This window comes from Massilia frigida, from assembly GCF_011682175.1.
Taxonomy (GTDB): Bacteria; Pseudomonadota; Gammaproteobacteria; order Burkholderiales; family Burkholderiaceae_D; genus Telluria_A; species Telluria_A frigida.
In genome coordinates this window covers 137,626-161,664 of the sequence record NZ_WHJG01000001.1, presented here as the reverse complement: position 1 = coordinate 161,664, position 24,039 = coordinate 137,626, and the positions used below count along the sequence as shown (strand labels likewise).

General features: G+C 59.3%; 18 protein-coding genes and 4 tRNA genes. 20 read left to right on the top strand and 2 right to left on the bottom strand.

Annotation, left to right across the window (positions count from 1 at the left end; all coding sequences use genetic code 11):
• Positions 1-388 precede the first annotated feature (388 nt).
• Complete coding sequence (locus F2P44_RS00725) at positions 389-895, bottom strand: chemotaxis protein CheW (protein ID WP_167084093.1); 507 nt, start codon at positions 893-895, stop codon at positions 389-391.
• 280 nt (positions 896-1,175) lie between these two features.
• Here F2P44_RS00725 and F2P44_RS00720 point away from each other — a divergent pair, with 280 nt between their 5' ends.
• The 18 genes from F2P44_RS00720 to F2P44_RS00635 all read left to right on the top strand — a co-directional run bounded on the left by F2P44_RS00720 (position 1,176) and on the right by F2P44_RS00635 (position 21,341).
• Entirely contained in the window at positions 1,176-2,765 is a 1,590-nt protein-coding gene (locus F2P44_RS00720; RefSeq protein ID WP_167084091.1) for a DUF3369 domain-containing protein, read from the top strand.
• Positions 2,766-2,955: 190 nt separating this feature from the next.
• Complete coding sequence (locus F2P44_RS00715) at positions 2,956-4,596, top strand: response regulator (RefSeq protein ID WP_167084090.1); 1,641 nt, start codon at positions 2,956-2,958, stop codon at positions 4,594-4,596.
• A 9-nt stretch (positions 4,597-4,605) separates the two neighbouring features.
• On the top strand, positions 4,606-6,162 hold the full coding sequence (locus F2P44_RS00710; protein ID WP_167084089.1) for an HDOD domain-containing protein: 1,557 nt from the start codon (positions 4,606-4,608) through the stop codon (positions 6,160-6,162).
• A gap of 273 nt (positions 6,163-6,435) precedes the next feature.
• A tRNA-Tyr gene (locus F2P44_RS00705) sits at positions 6,436-6,520 on the top strand.
• Between the two features lie 41 nt (positions 6,521-6,561).
• A tRNA-Gly gene (locus tag F2P44_RS00700) sits at positions 6,562-6,635 on the top strand.
• Between the two features lie 58 nt (positions 6,636-6,693).
• Positions 6,694-6,768, top strand: a tRNA-Thr gene (locus F2P44_RS00695).
• Between the two features lie 94 nt (positions 6,769-6,862).
• Entirely contained in the window at positions 6,863-8,068 is a 1,206-nt protein-coding gene (gene tuf / locus F2P44_RS00690) for an elongation factor Tu (protein ID WP_054265742.1), read from the top strand.
• 108 nt (positions 8,069-8,176) lie between these two features.
• Positions 8,177-8,252 (top strand) — tRNA-Trp (locus F2P44_RS00685).
• 34 nt (positions 8,253-8,286) lie between these two features.
• Positions 8,287-8,673, top strand: coding sequence for a preprotein translocase subunit SecE (gene secE / locus F2P44_RS00680; RefSeq protein ID WP_167084088.1), 387 nt, complete (start codon positions 8,287-8,289; stop codon positions 8,671-8,673).
• A gap of 1 nt (position 8,674) precedes the next feature.
• Positions 8,675-9,334, top strand: coding sequence for a transcription termination/antitermination protein NusG (gene nusG / locus F2P44_RS00675; protein WP_167084087.1), 660 nt, complete (start codon positions 8,675-8,677; stop codon positions 9,332-9,334).
• A 226-nt stretch (positions 9,335-9,560) separates the two neighbouring features.
• Positions 9,561-9,992 carry a 50S ribosomal protein L11 gene (gene rplK, locus F2P44_RS00670; protein ID WP_054265745.1) on the top strand — a complete coding sequence of 144 codons (432 nt, stop codon included), beginning with the start codon at positions 9,561-9,563 and terminating at the stop codon, positions 9,990-9,992.
• Complete coding sequence (rplA, locus tag F2P44_RS00665; RefSeq protein ID WP_054265746.1) at positions 9,992-10,687, top strand: 50S ribosomal protein L1; 696 nt, start codon at positions 9,992-9,994, stop codon at positions 10,685-10,687. Before rplK ends, rplA begins: the two co-directional genes overlap by 1 nt.
• Before the next feature lie 277 nt (positions 10,688-10,964).
• A complete protein-coding gene (gene rplJ / locus F2P44_RS00660; protein WP_167084086.1) occupies positions 10,965-11,507 on the top strand; it encodes a 50S ribosomal protein L10 in 543 nt (180 codons plus the stop codon).
• A gap of 108 nt (positions 11,508-11,615) precedes the next feature.
• Positions 11,616-11,990 carry a 50S ribosomal protein L7/L12 gene (gene rplL / locus F2P44_RS00655; RefSeq protein WP_167084085.1) on the top strand — a complete coding sequence of 125 codons (375 nt, stop codon included), beginning with the start codon at positions 11,616-11,618 and terminating at the stop codon, positions 11,988-11,990.
• A gap of 254 nt (positions 11,991-12,244) precedes the next feature.
• The gene (gene rpoB / locus F2P44_RS00650; RefSeq protein WP_167084083.1) at positions 12,245-16,351 is read left to right on the top strand and encodes a DNA-directed RNA polymerase subunit beta; all 4,107 of its coding nucleotides are present in this window, start codon (positions 12,245-12,247) and stop codon (positions 16,349-16,351) included.
• A 106-nt stretch (positions 16,352-16,457) separates the two neighbouring features.
• Positions 16,458-20,693 carry a DNA-directed RNA polymerase subunit beta' gene (gene rpoC, locus F2P44_RS00645; RefSeq protein WP_167084081.1) on the top strand — a complete coding sequence of 1,412 codons (4,236 nt, stop codon included), beginning with the start codon at positions 16,458-16,460 and terminating at the stop codon, positions 20,691-20,693.
• Between the two features lie 44 nt (positions 20,694-20,737).
• Positions 20,738-21,091, top strand: a complete 354-nt coding sequence (locus F2P44_RS00640) for a hypothetical protein (protein WP_167084079.1) — start codon at positions 20,738-20,740, stop codon at positions 21,089-21,091.
• Positions 21,069-21,341, top strand: coding sequence for a type II toxin-antitoxin system RelE family toxin (locus F2P44_RS00635; RefSeq protein ID WP_167084077.1), 273 nt, complete (start codon positions 21,069-21,071; stop codon positions 21,339-21,341). Before F2P44_RS00640 ends, F2P44_RS00635 begins: the two co-directional genes overlap by 23 nt.
• A gap of 33 nt (positions 21,342-21,374) precedes the next feature.
• Here F2P44_RS00635 and F2P44_RS00630 read toward each other — a convergent pair whose 3' ends face one another.
• Positions 21,375-22,184, bottom strand: coding sequence for a hypothetical protein (locus F2P44_RS00630; RefSeq protein WP_167084075.1), 810 nt, complete (start codon positions 22,182-22,184; stop codon positions 21,375-21,377).
• A 295-nt stretch (positions 22,185-22,479) separates the two neighbouring features.
• Between F2P44_RS00630 and F2P44_RS00625 the strand changes: the two genes are divergently transcribed.
• Complete coding sequence (locus F2P44_RS00625; RefSeq protein ID WP_167084073.1) at positions 22,480-23,493, top strand: DUF1176 domain-containing protein; 1,014 nt, start codon at positions 22,480-22,482, stop codon at positions 23,491-23,493.
• Between the two features lie 154 nt (positions 23,494-23,647).
• Positions 23,648-24,034 carry a DUF3592 domain-containing protein gene (locus F2P44_RS00620; protein ID WP_167084071.1) on the top strand — a complete coding sequence of 129 codons (387 nt, stop codon included), beginning with the start codon at positions 23,648-23,650 and terminating at the stop codon, positions 24,032-24,034.
• Positions 24,035-24,039: the final 5 nt, after the last annotated feature.

Genomic DNA, 24,039 nt, shown 5'->3' with positions numbered 1-24,039 from the left:
AGTTGACTACAGGAAGTTCAATGATGAGCTAACGAGCATCCTCGTGAAGTTGCAAAAGCTGCGAGCGAACGGTCACTTGTCTGAGTCGAATTTGCGTGAGCTATATTGGAAAAACAGGAATTTCTCTGTCAAAAACATTGCCACCCTTACGCATCGGTTGGCAGCGATATCCGAGCAAGATCGCATTGATTTGATGACATCGCCAGACGATGTGTACAGGAATCTTACTAATCCCTGGAATCTGGATGACTATGATAATAGGGATTCGCTGTTCGAGTTCATAGTTAACCCCTCTGATCAAGTTTTAGCAGCGCATGAAATTCACGAAGCTAGGGCAATGAGGTCGCTCCCACCAGACGTACACGGACCAATCTAGATTTCCCCGCGCTCAGCTGGCCAAGGACTCGATCAGCCCCATGTCGCTCGACGACATCAGCTTGTCGATATCGACCAGGATCAGCATGCGCTCGTCGATCGTGCCCAGCCCGATCAGGTAGTCGCTGCCGAACGCGGTGCCCATCTCCGGCGCCGGCTTGACTTGCTCGGGTGTCAATGTGGTCACATCGCTCACGCTGTCGACCACCATCCCCATCACCCGTCCGGAAATATTAAGGATGATGACCACCGTGAACTGGTCGTACACCGGCGTGCCGAGGTTGAACTTGATGCGCATGTCGACCACCGGAATGATGATGCCGCGCAGGTTGATCACGCCCTTGATGAATTCGGGTGCGTTGGCAATCCGCGTTACCGCCTCATAGCCGCGGATTTCCTGTACCTTGAGGATGTCGATCCCGTATTCTTCCGAGCCAAGCGTGAACGCCAGGAACTCGTGACCCGCGATATCCTTGCCGGATGGCCCGCCACCAGTTACAGTCGAAGAAGGAACTTGCATGGTGTCTCCTTGTCAAAGCGGCGCCGCGGCGGACGCCTGTGCTCTCAAAGAGTAGCAGATGACGCGCCAAATGACGAGCGGTGCTGTTGCCGGTTCGCAAAATATGAATGCAGCGGTGCTCGCCTGGGACAAAACATTGTTTATAATTTGATTGGTAAAAAGCGGATACTGCCATGTCACAGTTGCACTGTTTGCTTATAGTTACGGTCGGGCTGGAACGCGCTGTTTTGATTTGCATCATGTATGACCCCCGTTTGACAGGGGCCCTTATGGAGCCTGTATGACCGACCCCACAGATGCATCGGACGATAACTGGCTGCTCGACGAAGACGACGAGAGCGGCGGCGCCAGTACCGCCGCGCTCGACCAGCGCCTGTGGCGCGTGCTCATCGTCGACGACGACGTCGACGTGCACGCGGTCACCCGGCTGGCGCTGCGCAACGTGGCCTTCAAGGGCCGCGAGCTGGAACTGTTTTCCGCCTACAGCGGGGCCGAGGGTTACCGCATCCTGCGCGACACGCCCGACATCGCCCTGGTGCTGCTCGACGTGGTCATGGAAACCGATGACGCCGGCCTGATCCTGGCGCGCCGCATCCGCGAGGAACTCAACAACCAGATCGTGCGCGTGGTGCTGCGCACCGGCCAGCCGGGCCAGGCGCCCGAGCAGCGCGTGATCATCGAATACGACATCAACGATTACAAGGCCAAGACCGAGCTGACCACGCAAAAGCTGTTTACCACCGTCATCTCGGCGCTGCGCGCCTACGAGAGCCTGATGATGCTCGAACGCAGCCGCATCGGCTTGGGCAAGATCCTGGCCGGCGCCACCAATCTGTACCAGATCCATTCGCTGCGCGAGTTCGCCTCTGGCGTGCTCAACCAGGTTAGCGCCATCCTCGACGTCGGTGCCGACGGCGTGCTGTGCGTGATGTCGGCCGTCACCGGCGGGCCGACCGTGGTGGCCGCCACCGGCAGCTATACCTCCCTGGCCGACAGCGAAGCGCTGCCGCCCGACCATCCGCTGATGCCGGCCATCGCCAAGGCCTTCCGCGAAAGGCAGAGCCAGTTCGAGCATCCGGTCAATGTGTTGTACATCCACACCCAGGAAGAGCGCCAGCTGTGCATTTCGGTCACGCCGCCGTGGCCGCTGGCCCCGATCCAGCGCGACCTGCTCGAAGTGTTTTGCCAGCGCATCGCGGCCGCCTTCGACAATCTGTACATGTTCGGCCAGCTGCGCAAGGCGCAGGAAGCGACCGTGGTGGCGCTGGCCGACCTGGCCGAGTTCCGCGACCACGGCACCGGCGGCCATGTGCGGCGCGTGCAGGACATGTCGACCCGCATCGCGCAGCGCATGAAGCAGGGCGGGGTGGACGATCCGGCCCTGACCCCGCAATTGCTGGAAATGATCGGCCTGGCCAGCATCCTGCACGACGTGGGCAAGGTGTCCACGCCCGACCAGGTCTTGCTCAAGCCGGCCGCGCACACGCCCGAGGAGCGGCGCGTAATGCAGACCCATGCCGAAATCGGGCGCTCGATCCTGGAGCGCGCCGCCAGCATGGTCGACGGGGTCAGCTACCTGACCTACGGCGCCCAGATCGCCGGCGCCCACCATGAGCATTTCGATGGCGGCGGCTATCCCGAGGGCTTGAACGGACGCGCCATTCCGCTGGCGGCGCGCATCGTGGCGGTGGTCGACGTGTTCGATGCGCTGCTGCACCGGCGCCCGTACAAGGAACCGTGGCCGTATCCGGACGTGGTGGCCTACATCGCCGAGCGCAGCGGGAGCCAGTTCGATCCCGAGGTGGTGACGGCGCTGCTCGACATCATCCGCACCAGTCCGCCCGCGCCCTTAGGCGCCGACGACGATTGACCCGGCGCGCGTAGCGGGCGCGTGTAGCGGGTGCGCGGCGCAGGGCCGCTGTGGCATTCCTGCATCGGCTTCGCCGTTCCGTACGGCGGAATTCAACTATTTCGTTCCTCTGCCGTAATATACTGAGACCCAGCGTGCCGACGTACGTCGCGGAACTCTGCCCGCCACAGGCTGACCGGAAAAACAAGAGATGAACGAACTCGAGGGACTGACCGCGTTGATTGTCGAGCCGCATGCGGGCATGCGCGCGAGCATCCACAACATGCTGACCCTGTGCGGGCTGACCAGGATCGACCATGCGGGCAGTTCCAATGCCGCCATCAAGCACCTGGGCTTGAAGAGCTTCGACGTGGTGCTCTGCGAATACGACCTCGACGGCGGCCAGGATGGCCAGCAATTGCTGGAAGACTTGCGCCACCATAAGCTGATGACCATGTCGACCATGTTCATCATGGTCACCGCCGAAGGCAATTACGGCAAGGTGGTCAGCGCGGCCGAGCTGGCGCCCACCGATTACATCCTCAAGCCGTTTACCGCCGACCTGCTGCTCGAACGCATCGCGCGCGCGCTCGAGAAACGCAATGTGTTCATGCCGGTCTATCAACTGATGGATGCGGGCAACCAGCGCGCGGCGATCGAGGCGTGCGCCGACGGCCTGCGCCTGCAGCCGCGCTACGCGGTCGATTTCCTGCGCCTGCGCGCCGAGCTGCACATGTTCCTGGGCGAGCCGGAGCTGGCCGAGCCGATCTACCAGCAATTGTTCGATGCCAAGGCGATCGCCTGGGCCCGCCTGGGCCTGGCCAAGACCCTGTTCATGCGCGAGCGCTTCGAGGAAGCCAAGGACATCCTGACCTCGCTGGTCGATAGCAACAAGAAATTCGTCGATGCCTACGACTGGCTGGCGCGCACCCATGCGGCCATCGGCGAGCTGGACCAGTCGCAAGCGGTCCTGAGCGACGCGGTGGCGGTCTCGCCGCATGCGGTGCGGCGCCTGCGCAAGCTGGGCGAAGTCGCGATGGAGACGGGCGACACCGAGACCGCCGAAAGAGTGCTCAAGCAAGTGGTGAGCAAGGCCAAGTATTCGACCTTCCGCGATCCGGAAGACCACGTCAAGCTGGTCCAGACCCTGGTGAAGAAGGGCGACCCGGTGCAGGCGGCGGCCGTGATCCGCGACCTCGACAAGTCGATGGGCGGGCAGAAGAACACGGCCGTGTGCAGCGCCATTTCGTCGGCCATGGTGCATGAGTACACCGGTAACGATGCGCGCCTGGAAGAGTCGCTCACGGCCGCGCTGGAAGCTTGCCGCATCACCAGTGGCCTGTCGCCCGAAGTCAAGATGGAGCTCGCCCGCAACTGTTTGGAAAACAATATGGAGCAGGGCGCGGCCGACGTCATGAGCGACGTGATGCGCAACGCCGCCAACGGCGCCGTCATGGCCAAGGCGATGGCGGTGTTCGAGCAGGCCGGGCGCACCGACCTGGCCCTGACGGTGGCGCACGAGAGCCGCCAGGCCGTGGTCGACCTGGTGGCGGCCGGCGCGGCCAAGGCCAACGAGGGCGACTACCGCGGCTCGGTCGAGCTGATGCTGGAGGCGGTCGGCAAGCTGCCGGACAATCCGCAAGTGGTGTTCAATGCCGCCGTCGCCGTGCTCAAGTGCCTGGAAAACGTCGGCTGGGACGAGCTGCTGGCCAAGCATGCGCTGGCGCTGATCGACAATGTGCGCCGGCTCGACCCCGTCAATCCCAAATTGCCGGCCCTGGCCGGCCTGCATCAGCAGATCCTGACCAAATACGACAAGGGCGCGCGCAGGAAAGCCGGCGCGCCCGCTTGAACCGACCTCATGTCCAGCGCTTCTCCTCCTTCCGCTTCTCCTTCCCACGCCGAGGGCGACACCCGGCGCGTACGCGCCTCCCTGATCCACAAGGTGTGCGGCGACGAAGACATGTTCGCCCTGGGCGCCTCGGTGGCGCGCGTGGTCGAGATGGCATCGTCCGACGACGAGGGCACGCACGACCTGGCCTATTACGTGCTGTCGGACGTGGCCCTGACCCAGCGCATCCTGCGCCTGTCGAATACGCCGACCTACCGCACCAAGTCGGGCACCACGGTGACCACCATCTCGCGCGCCATCTCGCTGCTCGGCTTCGACAATGTGCGCACCACGGCGCTGGCGATGCTGCTGGTCGATGCCCTGTCCAACAGCGCGCACGCCACCAGCGTGCGGATCGAGCTCGAAGCGGCCCTGTGCGCCAGCCTGGTGGGGCGCGAAATGGCGCGCCACAGCTTTTACCAGGGCGCCGAGGAAGCCTCGATCGGGGCGCTGTTCAAGAACCTGGGGCCGCTGCTGGTGGCCTCGCACGAGCACGACCGCTACCGCGAGATCAACGCGCTGGTCAAGGGCGGCACCCACAGCGTGGGCCAGGCCTCGCAAATGATCCTGGGAGCGAGCTACGACGCGCTGTCGCAGGCGGTGATGGCGGAGTGGAAGATTCCGGACGTGATCGTCCGCTCGCTCAGCCCGCTGCAGGCGGGGGCGCAGAAGGTGGCCATCAACCGTGGCGAGTGGATGCGCCAGGTGGCCTCGTTCTCGATGGAGGTGTCGCGCCTGCTGGGGCGCTCCGCCAGTCCGGCCGAGAGCAAGGAGTTCCAGGCGCTGCAGCTGCGCTACGGCGTGGCGCTGAACCTGAGCGCCGACCAGATGAAGGACTTGTTCGAGACGGTCCAGAATGAAATGACGACGCTGATGCGCAGCATGAACATGGAGCCGCAGCCGCGCGACGAGGAAACGGCGGACAGTGGCGGGCTGCCGAATGTGCTGCTGCTGGCCACCATGGACGCCGGCGGGGACGCGGCGGGCGGGGCCCATCCGAGCGGCAAGCCGCACAATGCGCGCGCGCTGCTGCTGGCCGGGGTGCAGGATGTGACGCAGATGCGCGCCGCGGGCGACGCCAAGGTCAACGATGTCATCCTGGCGGTGCTGGAAACCTTGTACAAGAGCATGGGATTTCGTTTCGCCACGGTGTGCCTGAAAGATGCGCGCAGCGGCCAGTACCGGGCGCGCCTGGCGTTCGGCGAAGACCATGCGCGGCGCCAGGCCGGCTTTGCCTTTCCCATGGGCGCGACGCGCGACCTGTTTCACCTGGCCATGGAAAACGATGCCGACCTGATGATCGCGGACGCCACCAGCCAGAAGATCCGCGATTTGCTGCCGGGCTGGCACCGGGCCCTGCTGCCGGATGCCAAGAGCTTCATCGTGCTGCCGCTGGTGGCGAGCAAGGTGCAGGTGGGCCTGTTCTACGCCGACCGGGCCGAGCTCGCGCCGGAGGGCGTGCCGCCCGACGAAACGTCGCTCATCAAGGCCCTGAAAGGGCAGGTGCTGCTGGCACTGGCGCCGTAGAACTTATACGTCTTCCGTTAGTTGGATTTTTGACCGCTACCTATTGCTCCGTCATTCCCGCCTGCGCGGGAATGACGGTCTACAGACTAACGTCCTTACTCAAAAGTTGCATCCAAAAAAATATTTCACATTTTTTCGCCCAACCCTTGCACATTCCGACTTCTTCCCGTTACAATCACGCCCCGAAGCAAGACGTCAGTGAGATAGCAGAAAGCACCCTGCAAATATAATTGACAGCATGTTGATCTTGCTTCATACTCTGCGGTTCCTCGCGGAGGGGTGGCCGAGTGGTTAAAGGCGACAGACTGTAAATCTGTTCTCTATGAGTACGCTGGTTCGAATCCAGCCCCCTCCACCAAGTTGTTGCAGAAGATGTTGTAGTCGGTGAAGTAGTAACTCGCGGGTGTAGCTCAATGGTAGAGCAGAAGCCTTCCAAGCTTACGACGAGGGTTCGATTCCCTTCACCCGCTCCAGTGCTTCATGCAATGCGCGATCGGTGGCAGCAAGATCGCAAAATCGTAATACATAATCGCCCTTTTAGCTCAGTGGTAGAGCACTCCCTTGGTAAGGGAGAGGCCACGTGTTCAATCCACGTAAAGGGCACCAGAATTCAATGCCTCACGGCATACGCAACAGTCGCAGTATTCAATAGTTAGTCAGGCGCGTGCCTGGTCACACTCAAAATCGTTAGGAGTCTAAAATGGCAAAAGGTAAATTCGAACGGACCAAGCCGCACGTCAACGTCGGTACCATCGGACACGTTGATCACGGCAAGACCACCCTGACGGCAGCTATCGCAACCGTTCTGTCGAAGAAATTCGGCGGCGAAGCAAAAGCATACGACCAGATCGATGCAGCACCAGAAGAAAAAGCGCGCGGCATCACCATCAACACCGCTCACGTCGAGTACGAAACGGCTAACCGCCACTACGCTCACGTTGACTGCCCAGGCCACGCCGATTACATCAAGAACATGATCACCGGCGCAGCACAGATGGATGGCGCGATCCTGGTTTGCTCCGCAGCTGACGGCCCAATGCCACAGACCCGCGAGCACATCCTGCTGGCACGCCAGGTTGGCGTTCCTTACATCATCGTGTTCCTGAACAAGTGCGACCTGGTCGACGACGCAGAACTGCTGGAACTGGTTGAAATGGAAGTGCGTGAGCTCTTGTCGAAATACGAGTTCCCAGGCGACGACCTGCCAATCATCAAGGGTTCGGCACGTATGGCCCTCGAAGGCAATACCGGCGAAATGGGCGAAGTGGCGATCATGGCCCTGGCCGACGCACTCGACACCTACATCCCGACGCCAGAGCGCGCAATCGACGGCGCCTTCCTGATGCCTGTGGAAGACGTGTTCTCGATCTCGGGTCGCGGCACCGTTGTGACCGGCCGTATCGAGCGCGGTGTTGTTAAAGTTGGCGAAGAAATCGAAATCGTCGGCATCTCCGACACCGTCAAGACCACTTGCACCGGCGTGGAAATGTTCCGCAAGCTGCTGGACCAGGGTCAAGCTGGCGACAACGTCGGTCTGCTGTTGCGCGGCACCAAGCGTGAAGACGTGCAGCGTGGCCAGGTTCTGGCCAAGCCAAACTCGATCAAGCCGCACAATCACTTCACCGGCGAGATCTATGTCCTGTCGAAAGACGAAGGCGGCCGTCACACCCCGTTCTTCAACAACTATCGTCCACAGTTCTACTTCCGTACGACGGACGTGACTGGTTCGATCGAGTTGCCAGCGGACAAAGAAATGGTTATGCCAGGCGATAACGTGTCGATCACCGTCAAGCTGATCAACCCGATCGCGATGGAAGAAGGCCTGCGTTTCGCCATCCGCGAAGGTGGCCGTACCGTTGGTGCAGGTGTTGTTGCAAAGATTCTCAGCGAAGTCGCTGGCAAGTAATTAGTTAGGGCGAGCCCGGACTCTCCGTCCGGCGCTCCGCCGAAATCAGCAGCTTGCCATCAGCGGCCGGACGATGGTATAATTGCTGATTCCACTGAAGTTTTACGTAGGGACGTAGCTCAATTGGCAGAGCGTCGGTCTCCAAAACCGAAGGTTGGGGGTTCGATGCCCTCCGTCCCTGCCACCGTTCTGGTGCAGGGCACCGAAAGTAAAAACGTATGTCTAATCAATCCGTGCAAACCGTCAGCACGTCGAACGACAAGTTTAAAGTCGCGCTGGCAGTGGTTGCCGCGATTGCAGGGGTCGTCGGGTTCTTCTACCTGAAGGGCCAAAGTAAACCAGCTTGGATGTGCGGTTCCGCACTCGCGGCTGGTTTAGTTTTTGCCGTCCTGCTTTTGTGGACTTCGTCCAGTGGTCGTGATTTCTTGAATTTCGCCAAAGAATCTGTGCGCGAGACCAAGAAAGTCGTTTGGCCCGCTCCCAAAGAAGCTATGCAGATCACGGGTATCGTGTTTGCGTTTGTGACCGTCATGGCGCTGTTTCTGTGGGGCACGGACCAGATGCTTGAATTTTTGTTGTACGACGTGATCCTGGGTTGGAAATAACATGAGCGAAAATGTGCAAGATGATGCGGCCGGCGAACCAGCGGTTGACGCTCCGGCGGCCGACGCTTCGGTGCCGGGCGTAGACGCTCCGGCACAAGACGCTGGCGCAGCACTGAGCGTGCCAGTTAGCAACAAGCGCTGGTACGTTGTGCATGCTTATTCCGGCATGGAAAAAAGTGTCATGCGTGCACTGACCGAGCGCGTCGAGCGCGCCGGTATGCAAGATCAGTTCGGCCGCATCCTGGTGCCGGTCGAAGAAGTCGTTGAAGTCAAGAACGGCCAGAAGTCGGTTACCGAACGTCGTTTCTTCCCAGGCTATGTGCTGGTTGAAATGGAAATGACGGACGAGACCTGGCACTTGGTCAAGAACACCAGCAAGGTCACCGGCTTTATTGGCGGTAAGTCGAACAAGCCGACGCCGATTCCCGCGCGCGAAATCGACAAGATCATGCAGCAGATGCAAGAAGGCATCGAGAAGCCACGCCCGAAAGTGCTGTACGAAGTGGGCGAGCAAGTGCGTATCAAGGATGGTCCGTTCACCGACTTCAACGGCAACGTCGAAGAAGTCAATTACGAGAAATCCAAAGTGCGCGTCTCGGTTACCATCTTCGGTCGTGCAACGCCAGTCGAACTCGAGTTCGGCCAGGTCGAGAAAGTCTAAAACGTCATCCCCGCGCCAAGACGGCACTCGGCGGGGATCCAAGTGTGTGCCGGTGGTAACGCATAGAAACTTGGGCAACCGCGGGGGCGCCGAGCCCTTCGCGGGAGCGACGATGGTAAAACGCCTAATCGGGGCGTCGCGGCAGTTTAAGCGGAACCCGGTAAGAGGAGCCCTGCCATGATTGTACCGGCGGGGCGCTACTACTCAATCCAAGATAGGAGCCATCATGGCAAAGAAAATCATTGGTTTTATCAAGCTGCAAGTGCCAGCTGGTAAAGCAAACCCATCCCCACCGATTGGCCCAGCACTGGGTCAGCGCGGCCTGAACATCATGGAATTCTGCAAGGCGTTCAACGCCCAGACCCAGGGTCAAGAGCCAGGTATGCCAATTCCAGTCGTGATCACGGCGTTCGCGGACAAGTCCTTCACTTTCGTGATGAAGACCCCTCCAGCGACTTACCTGATCAAGAAGTTCGCCGGCATCACCAAAGGTTCGCCAACGCCACATACCACCAAGGTAGGCAAGCTGACCCGCGCTCAAGCTGAAGAAATCGCTAAAATCAAACAGCCGGATCTGACCGCTGCCGACATGGATGCCGCAGTGCGCATCATCGCCGGTTCCGCTCGTTCGATCGGCATCACGGTGGAGGGTCTGTAATGGCTAAGCTGTCCAAACGCGTTAAAGCAATCAAAGCCAAAGTCGACCGTAACAAGTCCTACGGCTTCGACAATGCAGTCGCTCTGGTGAAAGAATTCGCCACCGCCAAGTTCAACGAATCGATCGACGTATCGGTTCAGCTGGGCGTGGATCCTAAGAAGTCGGATCAAGTCGTGCGCGGCTCCGTCGTTCTGCCAGCAGGCACCGGCAAGACCGTTCGCGTTGCAGTATTTGCAACCGGCGAAAAAGCCGAGCAGGCAAAAGCTGCCGGCGCCGACATCGTTGGTATGGAAGACCTGGCTGAGATGGTTAAAGCCGGCAACATGCCTTTCGATATCGTCATCGCTTCGCCAGATACCATGCGTATCGTTGGTACCCTGGGCCAGATCCTGGGACCACGCGGCCTGATGCCTAACCCGAAAGTCGGCACTGTTACTCCTGACGTCGCTACCGCCGTGAAAAACGCGAAAGCCGGCCAGGTTCAGTACCGTACCGACAAGGCAGGTATCATCCACGCAACGATCGGCCGTAAATCGTTCGCTGACGCTGACCTGAAAGCCAACCTGGTTGCGCTGATCGATGCACTGAACAAGGCTAAGCCAGCCTCGTCGAAAGGTGTTTACCTGCGCAAGGTAGCCCTGTCGTCGACCATGGGCGCCGGCGTTCGCGTCGACCAGGGTTCCCTGGCTGCTTAAGTTTCGGCTTCAAGTACAAAATTAAGTCCACGGTGCAAACCGTGGCGACTCTTTGGGATGTCCGGGCGCAAACCCGGGCAGACAATCAAAGACCGTTGGGCTGAAGGCAGCAGGCAGGCTGGAGGTTAATAGATCACCCAACGCAGATGGTGCACCCGAGCAAGTTTTGTTAGTCCCGCTGCGTGAATTCATCCGCTCAGTTGTACTTCTAAACGTCGGACGCCGTTGTTCGAACCGATGCAAGGCATTTGCCGCGCATCATTTTAGGAGGTTGACCGTGGGTCTCAATCTGAATGACAAAAAGGCCGTCGTCGCCGAAGTTTCCGCAAAAGTAGCAACTGCGCAAACCATCGTCGTGGCCGAATATCGTGGCATCCAGGTTGGTCACTTGACGCAACTTCGTGCCAAAGCGCGTACCCAGGGTGTGTACCTGCGTGTTCTGAAGAACACGCTGGCTCGCAAATCCGTTGAAGGTACGCAGTTTGCTAACCTGGCCGACTCGATGGTCGGTCCGCTGATCTACTCGATCTCGGATGATGCCGTTGCAGCAGCTAAAGTCATCGCTGACTTTGCTAAAACCAACGACAAACTGGTTATTACCGCAGGTAACTACGCAGGCAAGCAGCTGGATAAAGCAGCTGTTGTCGCGTTGGCAAGCATTCCTAGCCGTGAAGTCCTCATCGCCCAGATCCTGGGCCTGATGCTGACGCCGGTGTCGAGCTTTGCACGTGGTCTGGCTGCCCTGGCAGCGAAAAAAGGCGAAGGCGCCGCTCCTGCAGAAGAAACTGCAGCAGCAGAAGAAGCCTCAGCAGCAGCGTAATCGTCCGCGATTACTTGCGCTTTTTTTAGTCAATACCAATCTATACAACGTATTAGAGGACATCGCTGCAAAGCGGCACTGTCCTCCACAAAATAAATGGAGTTTCAAATGGCAATCAGCAAAGACGACATCCTGGCAGCAGTTGGCGAAATGTCCGTAATGGACCTGAACGACCTGGTCAAGGCATTCGAAGAAAAATTCGGCGTATCGGCAGCTGCAGTATCCAGCGGCGGCGGCAACAATGCAGGTCCTGCAGCTGTTGTTGAAGAGCAGACCGAATTCAACCTGATCCTGGCTGATTTCGGCGCGAACAAAGTTGGCGTTATTAAAGCAGTTCGCGAAATCACCGGTCTGGGCTTGAAAGAAGCTAAAGACCTGGTCGATGGCGCACCAAAAACGGTTAAAGAAGCGATCTCGAAAGCTGACGCTGAAGCCGGCAAGAAAAAGCTGGAAGAAGCTGGCGCGAAAGCCGAAATCAAGTAATAGCAACAAAGCCTTATTTGGCGTTCAGTTCTGCGCCGGAGTCAAAGCTTGCGGTCCTCTCCCGAAAGGGGGAGGATGCGGCTTTGGCTCTTTTGTCGTCCCTGTCGTATAAGTAATGCTTAAGCGGTACCCGGTAGTATTCGTATTATCTTCTTATCACCTGGCAAAAAGTTCGAGACTTGAGGCCTTTCTAGTGCGCGCCCGGCCCTGGAAATTCCTGAATTCTCATCCTTTCTGTCACTCACGGAGTGTCCATGCACTACTCATTTACTGAGAAGAAACGCATTCGCAAGTCATTCGCGAAGCGCGCCAACGTTCACAACGTTCCCTTCCTTCTGGCTACACAGCTTGAATCCTACGAGAATTTCTTGCAAGCGGATACCATCCCGTCGACCCGCAAGAACGACGGCCTGCAGTCGGCTTTCACCTCGATTTTCCCTATCGTGTCGCACAATGGTTTTGCGCGTCTCGAATTCCTGTCGTATGTCCTGGGTGACCCGGCTTTCGACGTCAAGGAATGCCAACAGCGTGGCCTGACGTTCGCGTCGCCGCTGCGCGCCAAGGTGCGTCTGGTGATTCTGGATAAAGAATCGCCGACCAAGCCTGTGGTGAAGGAAATGAAAGAGCAAGAAGTTTACATGGGCGAATTGCCGCTCATGACGACCACCGGCTCGTTCGTCATCAACGGTACCGAGCGCGTGATCGTCTCGCAGCTGCACCGTTCGCCTGGCGTGTTCTTCGAACACGACCGCGGCAAGACCCACTCGTCGGGCAAGCTGCTGTTCTCGGCACGGATCATTCCTTACCGCGGCTCGTGGCTGGACTTCGAGTTCGATCCGAAGGACATCCTGTTCTTCCGCGTCGATCGCCGCCGCAAGATGCCTGTGACGATCCTGCTGAAGGCCATCGGGATGTCGCACGAACAGATCCTGGCGAACTTCTTCGTATTCGATAATTTCAACCTGCGCTCCGAAGGCGCCGAGATGGAATTCGTCGCCGAACGCCTGCGTGGCGAAGTCGCGCGTTTCGACATCGTGGACAAATCCGGTAAAGCATTGGTGCTGAAAGACAAGCGTATCAACGCCAAGCACGTGCGCGATATCGAAGCAGCCGGCATCAAGCACATCTCCGTGCCTGAAGACTACCTGCTTGGCCGCGTGCTGGCCAAGAACATCGTCGATGCGGACACCGGCGAAGTCATCGCCTCGGCCAACGACGAGTTGACCGAAGACGTGCTGGGCCGCCTGCGCGACGCATCCGTGAGCCAGATCCAGACCCTGTACACGAATGACCTCGACCAGGGTGGCTACATCTCGCAAACCCTGCGTATCGACGACACCGCCGACCAGATGGCTGCGAAAGTGGCGATCTACCGCATGATGCGTCCAGGCGAGCCGCCAACCGAAGATTCGGTCGAAGCCCTGTTCAACGGCCTGTTCTACAGCCCTGAGCGCTACGACCTGTCGGCCGTCGGCCGCATGAAGTTCAACCGCCGCATCGGCCGCGATGAACTGACCGGCATGATGACCCTGTCGAACGACGACGTGCTGGCTGTGATCAAGATCCTGGTGGAACTGCGCAATGGCCGCGGCGAAGTCGACGATATCGATCACCTGGGTAACCGTCGCGTACGTTGCGTCGGCGAACTGGCGGAGAATCAATTCCGTGCCGGCCTGGTGCGCGTTGAGCGCGCCGTCAAGGAACGCCTCGGCCAAGCCGAAGCGGACAACCTGATGCCGCACGACCTGATCAACTCGAAGCCGATTTCGGCCGCGATTCGCGAGTTCTTCGGTTCGTCCCAGCTGTCGCAGTTCATGGACCAGACCAACCCGCTGTCGGAAATCACCCACAAGCGCCGCGTTTCCGCACTGGGCCCTGGTGGTCTGACCCGCGAACGTGCCGGCTTCGAAGTGCGCGACGTGCACCCGACCCACTATGGCCGCGTGTGCCCGATCGAAACGCCAGAAGGCCCGAACATTGGTCTGATCAACTCGCTGGCTCTGTTTGCCCGCCTGAACGAATACGGTTTCCTCGAGACGCCGTACCGCAAGGTCGAAAACAGCATGGTCACCGACAAGATCGACTATCTGTCCGCGATCGAAGAAGGCCGCTACATCATCGCCCAGGCGAATGCGACCATCTCGTCCGAAGGCACCTTGTCGGATGAACTGGTGTCCGCACGTGAAGCCGGCGAAACCATCCTGGTCTCGCCAGAGCGCATCCAGTATATGGACGTGGCTCCAGGCCAGATCGTCTCGGTCGCTGCCTCGCTGATTCCGTTCCTGGAACACGATGATGCGAACCGCGCATTGATGGGTGCCAACATGCAGCGCCAGGCCGTTCCTTGCCTGCGCCCTGAAAAAGCCTTCGTCGGTACCGGTATCGAACGCACCGTGGCAGTCGACTCCGGCACCACCGTGCAAGCCTTGCGTGGCGGCGTGGTTGATTACATCGATGCAGGCCGTGTGGTGATTCGCGTCAACGACGACGAAGCACTGGCGGGCGAAGTCGGCGTGGACATCTACAACCTGATCAAGTACACCCGTTCCAACCAGAACACCAACATCAACCAGCGTCCGATCGTGCAAGTGGGCGACCGTGTCGCCAAGCGCGACGTGATCGCCGATGGCGCTTCGACCGACCTGGGCGAACTGGCTCTGGGTCAGAATATGCTGGTGGCATTTATGCCATGGAACGGTCTGAACTTCGAGGATTCGATCCTGATCTCGGAAAACGTCGTGAAAGACGACCGCTACACCTCGATTCACATCGAAGAGTTGTCGGTTGTGGCACGCGATACCAAGCTGGGCGCCGAAGAAATTACGCGCGACATCTCGAACCTGGCGGAAAACCAGCTGGCTCGTCTGGATGAGTCCGGCATCGTCTACATCGGTGCGGAAGTCCAGGCTGGCGACACCCTGGTCGGTAAAGTGACGCCAAAAGGCGAAACCCAGCTGACCCCGGAAGAGAAGCTGCTGCGCGCGATTTTCGGCGAAAAGGCGTCGGACGTCAAAGACACCTCGCTGCGCGTGCCTTCGGGCATGGTCGGCACCGTGATCGACGTGCAAGTGTTTACCCGTGAAGGCATCGTCCGCGACAAGCGCGCCCAGCAGATCATCGATGATGAACTGAAGCGTTTCCGCCTCGACCTGAACGACCAGATGCGTATTGTGGAAGGCGATGCCTTCCAGCGTCTGGAAAAAATGCTGATTGGCAAAGTAGTCAATGGCGGCCCTAAAAAGCTGGCCAAGGGCGTGAAGATCACCAAAGAGTACCTCGACGACCTCGACAAGTACCACTGGTTCGATATCCGTCCAGCTGACGACGATGCCGCCACCGCCCTCGAAGCGATCAAGGAATCGATCGCCGAGAAGCGTCACCAGTTCGACCTGGCCTTCGAAGAGAAGCGCAAGAAGTTGACCCAGGGTGATGAGCTGCAACCTGGCGTGCAAAAGATGGTCAAAGTCTACCTGGCCGTCAAGCGCCGCCTGCAGTCGGGCGACAAGATGGCCGGCCGTCACGGTAACAAGGGTGTGGTTTCGCGTATCGTGCCAGTCGAAGACATGCCGTACATGGCGGACGGTACCCCGGCCGACATCGTGCTGAACCCGCTGGGCGTGCCGTCACGGATGAACGTCGGTCAGATTCTCGAGACCCACTTGGGTTGGGCAGCCAAGGGCCTGGGCCTGCGCATCGGCGAAATGCTGAAAGCGCAAGCCAAGGTCCAGGACATGCGCAAGTTCCTGAACCTGATCTACAACGAAACCGGCAAGACGGAAGACCTGGACAACTTCAGCGACGACGAGATCATGACCTTGTCGCAAAACCTGAAGAACGGCGTGCCATTCGCGACGCCCGTGTTCGACGGTGCGCACGAGACGGAAATCCATCGCATGCTGGACCTGGCGTATCCTGACCATATCGCGACCAAACTCGGCATGACACCGTCGAAGAACCAGGTCACGATGTACGACGGCCGCACCGGCGAAGCGTTCGAGCGCAAGGTAACTGTTGGCTACATGCACGTACTGAAGCTGCACCACTTGGTCGACGACAAGATGCACGCGCGTTCGACCGGTCCTTACTCGCTGGTCACGCAGCAGCCACTGGGCGGTAAAGCCCAGTTCGGTGGTCAGCGTTTCGGTGAGATGGAAGTCTGGGCACTGGAAGCCTACGGCGCATCGTATGTGCTGCAAGAAATGCTGACCGTCAAGTCGGATGACGTGAACGGCCGTACCAAAGTGTACGAAAACCTGGTCAAAGGCGACCATGTGATCGACGCGGGTATGCCGGAATCGTTCAACGTGCTGGTGAAAGAGATTCGTTCGCTGGGTATCGATATCGACCTGGAACGTAACTAATACCGCCGGCGCCCGTCGTCCCCGCCAGCGCCCGTCATCCCCGGCCCTTGGTCCGGGGATGATGGCAGAAGTTGCAACATAGAAATTCAATCACCTGGAGTGATACATGAAAGCACTGCTCGATCTATTCAAGCAAGTTCAGCAAAACGAAACGTTCGACGCGATCAAGATTGGTCTGGCGTCGCCTGAAAAAATCCGTTCGTGGTCCTACGGCGAAGTAAAAAAGCCGGAAACCATCAACTACCGTACCTTCAAGCCAGAACGCGACGGTCTGTTCTGCGCCAAAATCTTTGGTCCTATCAAGGACTACGAGTGCCTGTGCGGTAAGTACAAGCGCTTGAAACACCGCGGTGTGATCTGCGAAAAGTGCGGCGTCGAAGTCACGCTGGCCAAGGTGCGCCGTGAGCGCATGGGCCACATCGAGCTCGCTTCGCCAACCGCGCACATCTGGTTCCTGAAGTCCTTGCCGTCGCGTCTGGGCATGGTCCTGGACATGACCTTGCGCGATATCGAACGCGTTCTGTACTTCGAAGCATACGTCGTGACCGATCCAGGCATGACCCCGCTGAAGAAGTGCCAGATCATGTCGGAAGACGACTACGCCGCCAAGTACGAAGAGTACGGCGACGACTTCACCGCCTTCATGGGCGCCGAAGGTATCCGTGAACTGCTGCGCTCGATCGACATCCACCGCGATGCCGAAGCCCTGCGCGTGGAACTGAAGGAATCGAAGTCCGAAGCGAAGATCAAGAAATACGCCAAGCGCCTCAAGGTGCTCGAGGCATTCCAGCGTTCGGGCATCAAGCCGGACTGGATGATCATGGAAGTGCTGCCAGTGCTGCCGCCGGAATTGCGTCCGCTGGTACCGCTCGACGGCGGCCGCTTTGCGACCTCCGACCTGAACGACCTGTATCGCCGCGTCATCAACCGTAATAACCGCCTGAAGCGCCTGATGGAATTGCGCGCTCCGGAAATCATTACGCGTAACGAAAAGCGCATGCTGCAAGAAGCGGTCGATTCGCTGCTGGATAACGGCCGTCGCGGTAAAGCGATGACCGGCGCCAACAAGCGTCCGCTCAAATCGCTGGCTGAAATGATCAAGGGTAAAGGCGGCCGTTTCCGTCAGAACTTGCTGGGCAAGCGCGTCGACTATTCGGGCCGTTCGGTCATCGTGGTCGGTCCCCAGCTCAAACTGCACCAGTGCGGCTTGCCGAAACTGATGGCGCTGGAACTGTTCAAGCCATTCATTTTCAACAAGCTCGAACTGATGGGTCTGGCAACGACGATCAAGGCCGCCAAAAAGCTGGTCGAGATCCAGGAACCGGTGGTGTGGGACATCCTGGAAGACGTGATCCGCGAACACCCGGTCATGCTCAACCGCGCACCGACGCTGCACCGCCTGGGTATCCAGGCCTTCGAGCCAGTCCTGATTGAAGGCAAGGCCATCCAGCTGCACCCACTCGTCTGCGCCGCGTTCAACGCCGACTTCGACGGTGACCAGATGGCGGTCCACGTCCCACTGTCGATCGAAGCGCAGATGGAAGCGCGTACGCTGATGCTGGCGTCGAACAACATCCTGTTCCCGTCGAATGGCGAACCGTCGATCGTGCCGTCCCAGGATATCGTGCTCGGTCTGTACTACGCGACGCGTGAAGCGATCAACGCCAAGAACGAAGGTATGCTGTTTACCGACGTCTCGGAAGTGATCCGCGCCTACGACAACAAGGAAGTCGAACTGACGACCCGCATTACCGTGCGTATCGTCGAGAACCCGAAGGATGTCGAGACCGACGAATTCGTGCGCACCGTCACGCGTTACGAAACCACGGTCGGCCGCGCGATCCTGTCCGAAATCCTGCCGAAGGGCTTGCCGTTCTCCGTACTGAACCGCGCCCTGAAAAAGAAAGAGATTTCGAAGCTGATCAACACGTCGTTCCGCAAGTGCGGCCTGCGTGCCACCGTCGTGTTCGCCGACAAGCTGATGCAGTCCGGTTTCCGTCTCGCGACGCGCGCCGGTATTTCGATCTGCGTCGACGACATGCTGGTACCACCACAAAAAGTCACCCTGATTTCCGCTGCAGAGCAGGAAGTCAAACAGATCGAGCAGCAGTACGCTTCCGGTCTGGTCACTGCGGGCGAGCGTTACAACAAGGTGGTCGACATCTGGGGCAAGACCTCGGACGAAGTCGGCAAGGCCATGATGGACCAGCTCAAAGTGGAAGATGTCATCAAGCGCGACGGCACCAAGTCGACGCAGGAATCGTTCAACGCGATTTACATGATGGCCGACTCCGGCGCGCGCGGTTCGGCAGCCCAGATTCGCCAGTTGGCTGGTATGCGAGGCCTGATGGCCAAGCCGGATGGTTCGATTATCGAAACGCCGATTACCGCGAACTTCCGCGAAGGCCTGAACGTGTTGCAGTACTTCATTTCGACCCACGGCGCTCGTAAAGGTCTGGCCGATACGGCACTGAAAACGGCGAACTCGGGTTACCTGACCCGCCGTCTGGTCGACGTGACCCAGGATCTGGTTGTGATCGAGGACGATTGCGGCACCACCAACGGCGCGCTGATGAAGGCGATGGTCGAAGGCGGTGAAGTCATCGAGCCGCTGCGCGACCGTATCCTCGGCCGTGTCAACGTGCATGATGTCGTCAATCCTGAAACCCAGGAAACCTTGTACGAAGCCGGTTCCCTGCTCGACGAAGACATGGTCGAAGAAATCGAACGCCTGTCGATCGACGAAGTCAAGGTGCGCACGCCGCTCACTTGCGAAACGCGCTTCGGCCTGTGCGCCAAGTGCTATGGCCGCGACCTGGGCCGCGGCATGATGGTCAACGCCGGCGAAGCGGTTGGTGTTGTCGCTGCGCAGTCGATTGGTGAGCCGGGTACCCAGCTCACCATGCGTACCTTCCACATTGGTGGTGCGGCATCGCGTGCGGCAGTGGCATCGTCGGTGGAAGCGAAGTCGAACGGTACCATCCGTTTCACCGCGACCATGCGTTACGTTACCAATGGCAAGGGCGCCCAGATCGTCATTTCCCGTTCCGGCGAAGTGCTGATCACGGACGACCACGGCCGTGAGCGCGAGCGTCATAAAGTGCCGTACGGCGCGACCCTGATCGTCAAGGATGGCATGGTCATCAAGGCCGGTACGGCCCTGGCAACCTGGGATCCGCTGACCCGTCCGATCATTACCGAGTACGCCGGTACCGTCCGCTTCGAGAACGTCGAAGAAGGCGTCACCGTTGCACGTCAGGTGGATGATGTGACCGGTCTGGCAACCCTGGTGGCGATCGATGCGAAGCGTCGCGGTTCGCTGACCAAAACGCTGCGTCCGCAAGTGAAACTGCTCAACGACGTCAACGAAGAAGTCAAGATTGCCGGTACCGAACACTCGGTGGCGATCGGCTTCCAGGTCGGCGCGCTGATCATGGTCAAGGACGGTCAATCGGTATCGGTCGGCGAAGTGCTGGCACGTATCCCGACCGAATCGCAAAAAACGCGCGACATTACCGGTGGTCTGCCACGGGTTGCCGAGCTGTTCGAAGCGCGTTCGCCGAAAGACGCCGGCATGCTGGCGGAAGTCACGGGTACGGTTGCGTTTGGTAAAGAAACCAAGGGCAAGCAGCGTCTGGAAATCACGGACATGGACGGCAACAAGCACGAGTTCCTGATCACCAAGGACAAGCAAGTGCTGGTCCACGACGGCCAGGTAGTGAACAAGGGCGAGATGATCGTGGACGGCCCGGCCGATCCGCAAGACATCCTGCGTCTGCTGGGTATCGAAGCGCTGGCGCGTTACATCGTTGACGAAGTGCAGGACGTGTACCGTCTGCAAGGCGTGAAGATTAACGACAAGCACATCGAAGTGATCGTGCGCCAGATGCTGCGCCGCGTGCAGATCGTGGAAGCGGGCGATGCGAACTACATCGTCGGCGAACAGGTCGAGCGTTCGGAGCTGCTGGACGAAAACGATCGCGTGATCGCCGCTGGCAAGATCCCTGCGACCTACGAAAACGTGTTGCTGGGTATTACCAAGGCATCGCTGTCGACCGATTCGTTCATCTCGGCCGCATCGTTCCAGGAAACCACCCGCGTGCTGACCGAAGCGGCGATCATGGGCAAGCGCGATTCGCTACGCGGCCTGAAAGAGAACGTCATCGTCGGCCGCCTGATTCCTGGCGGTACCGGTCTGGCCTTCCACCGCGCCAAGAAAGAGAAAGAGGCGTGGGAAGTGGAAGAGCGCAAGGCGCTGCTGGATGCTGAAAAAGCAAACATGGCGACCGAGCTGCAAGCCATGGAAGACAACACGGCGGCACAGCACAGCGACGAAGCGTAATCTAGCTTAGACGCACACGAAAACGGCACCGAGGAGCGATCCCGGTGCCGTTTTTTTATGCCAATAGCACCTTTCTCTGGACGACTCCATTGCGCCATATCAAACCCGATGCGCATTTCAGTTGGCCCGCACGCGCGCCGTTTGACCCGGTTTTTGCACGCGCTCATACTGGTTCGATCGTTTGTCGTGAACGTCAAAGCGAGGTGCGAGCGCATGCGCCTGAACAGCTCGACCGCTTCGACCTTATCAGGAGAAATACCTTGAGAGAATCAAATTTCACCACATTGAACGCGGCGGATGCGACGACGCGCCAGGAAGGTTTTGCCGAGCTGGAAAAGGTGGCGGGTCTCCTGCACAGACTTAGGAATAACGCCCATGAAAACGTTAAGACTAAGTAGGAGTGCAGCGAAATTTTGGGAAAGCCTGGATGCAAAACAGTACAGGCAAGTCGGCAAGGCCATGACAACGCTTCTGGAAAATTCTCGTCCTCAAGACAGTCAGTGGCTCAAGGCATCAAACCATACCGAACGACGCGTCGATGCAGGCGAGTACCGGATCAATTACACAGACAGCAATGACGAGGTAGCGGTACTCGTCATAGGCAAGCGTAATGGGGATGAGGTCTACAAGCGGGTGCGGCAAAAGTAGCGGAAATGTTCAGCATGATGGAACGTGCCAGCGTCATTCGCTAACCATCGCGCAGCTACCGGCTCTTGCATTCGGCACCATTGACCTTTCCTCGCGGTCGCGGACATCGGCGTTGGCACCGGCATCCGGCCGACCCAGCGCATCTTCGACAGCTTGCAGCCCCAGGTCTTCCGCGAGCCGGCAGGCGTGCATGCCTGCAGCCAGGCGTTCATCCTTGCGTGCGAAATCGTTGAAGCGCAGACGGTCGTGCTTGCCGAAATAAGCAAACCGGATCACCGGACGCCTGGCCACCCAGGCAATCAGCGGCCAGTCGAAGCCGGCGAAGGCTTTCTCCACGCCGGGTACGACGATATGTTCCTGCTCCCAATCGATAAGGGCGTGGAACAGCGCTTCGCGCTTGTGGCGGGGATACTCGGTACCGGCCTCGCAGGAAGCATGGCATTCGACCATCAGATCGGTGAACCGGTCCCCGATCACGGAGCGGATGAAGGCGCTGCCGCCATGCTGTCTGGTGTAGTAGAAAATGGCATACGATTCGGCGCAGACCTGGCGGTTGATGCTGCGAAATTGGTCCAGAAACCCGGTAAACGCGGCAAGCTTTTGCGCGCGCATGCCGGGAATGCACAGCCACGGCAGCGAGGCGATGCGCGCCCCCAGCGTTCCCAGTTTGAAATAGCCCGACGCCCACAAGGTGCCGTGCGCGGCGATCAAGGCGAACGTCAGGCGCTTGCCAGAGTCCCGATACACACGCTGATACAGCCTGACGCGCCGCTGCAAATCGTGCGCCTGGCCCGCCAGCGCATAGCCTTCGCTCCTGAAATTCTCGTATGCCGCTGCTGTCATCGTATCCTCGCCTGCTGAAAAGTCTGCCGTACTCATCTATATGCAAGCGCCGTGCCACTTCCGCCAATTTCCCAAGTGACTGATTTTTAAAGGATTACCGGCTGCGGCCGTGCCACGTCTGTCAACCTCGTGTACAGCAAACGCCCTGTGGCTATCAACGACGCTTACATCTGATGGGTTGATGATTTCCGCCTTGACGCTTCGCAAGGTTTAGTTGACACTTTAAAAATATTTTTAGAATAAAAACAAGCTGTCTTGATTTGCCAGACCGGCTCAACTTCGACATGGAACGCGCATGAAAGCACTGCACCGTATCGGCCTCCTGCTCGCCCTCGCTGGCGGCAGCGCCAACGCGACCGACTTCACCTACGGCGACTGGGCCGTCGCTTGCGACAACACGCGCCGCTGCGAAGCCGTCGGCTACCAGCGCGATGGCGAGGAACCCGCTGCCCTCTACCTGCGGCGCGAGGCCGGTCCCGGCCAGCCCGTACAACTCACGCTGATGCTCGACACCGGACGCGGCAACGTGCCCGACCAGGTCACGCTCACGGTCGGCCAGGTGGCCGTGCGCGATGTCGTTCCCGAGCAGGAGATCGACGAGGAACAGGCCGCCGGCCTGATTGCCGCGCTGCTCAAAGGCGAACGCGCCGAGATCGAAGCCGGCAGCCGGCGCTGGAGCGTGTCGCTCAACGGCGCCAGCGCCGCCTTGCTCAAGATGGATGACCTGCAGGGGCGGGTGGGCACGCCCGGCGCCCTGGTGCGCAAAGGAACGAAAAAGGAAGCCTCCGTCTTGCCGGCGCTGCCAGTGCCGCTACTGCGCGCCGTGCCGCCGGCCCGCGCGCGCCCGGGCGACAGGCGCCTGCTCGCGGCGATCAGCAAGTCCATCGCCAAGCGCGCATGCGGTGGATTGTCCGGGGACAAGGATGAAGACGAGCGCGAGAAGGAGCGCAGCCTGAGCCGTTTGTCCGGCAACAAGGTGCTGCTGCTCATCGCGTGCGGGCATGGCAGCTATCAATCCTCGTCCGAGGCCTGGATCGCCAACGACAAGCCGCCTTTTGCCGCAGAGCCCGCCATCTTGCCCCTAGCTGGCAAGCACAACGACAATTCCGTGGTCAACGCCTATTTCGACAAGGGCGAGTTGAGCAGCCACGAAAAGTGGCGGGCGACCAACGAATGCGGCTCGTCCATGAAATGGCTGTGGACCGGCAAGGGCTTTGCCTTGCTGTCATGGGAAACGGCCGCCCAGTGCCGTGGCTTCCCCGAGGGAATTGCCTTGCGCAAATGGATTGCCGAGCGCGCAAGCAAGTAAGCGCTTCCTTGAATAGTTGTTAATTTTCTACAATGGGATGTCAAGTCTTTACAGGTCCGCTTCAACACGTCGAAAATGGCTTTCCAAAAAGCACAATGAATCGCAGTGTGCCGGCCAATATATTCGGGAGACATTGTCAGTGGCAGCAAAGCGCATGATTTACAAGGTCCTGGGCGTGGTGGTCGGGGTGGTGTTCGTCGGTGCCGGCATCAAGGACAGGACCCATATGTCGCACTTGCAGTCGGTCGGAAAAATTGCCGTGGTCGATCCCATTGAAGGCTACAGCGTACGCAAGTCGCGCGGTTACAGCACCTACACGGCGGAGTTTCGCTTCACTGCGCAAAACGGTGTCAAGATCGTGAAAAAGCAGCGTTTTCCGGAGGCGCTGGTCGCCGACGTCGACGCCAGGCAGCCCGTCAATGTGCTCTATGATCCGAACAATCCGCACGACTTCATTTTCGAGCGCGAGCGTGAGCGTACGTCATGGATGATGGTACTGGGCGGGCTGGGCCTGGCGGTGGCCGTCTTTCTGCTGGCCTGATTGTC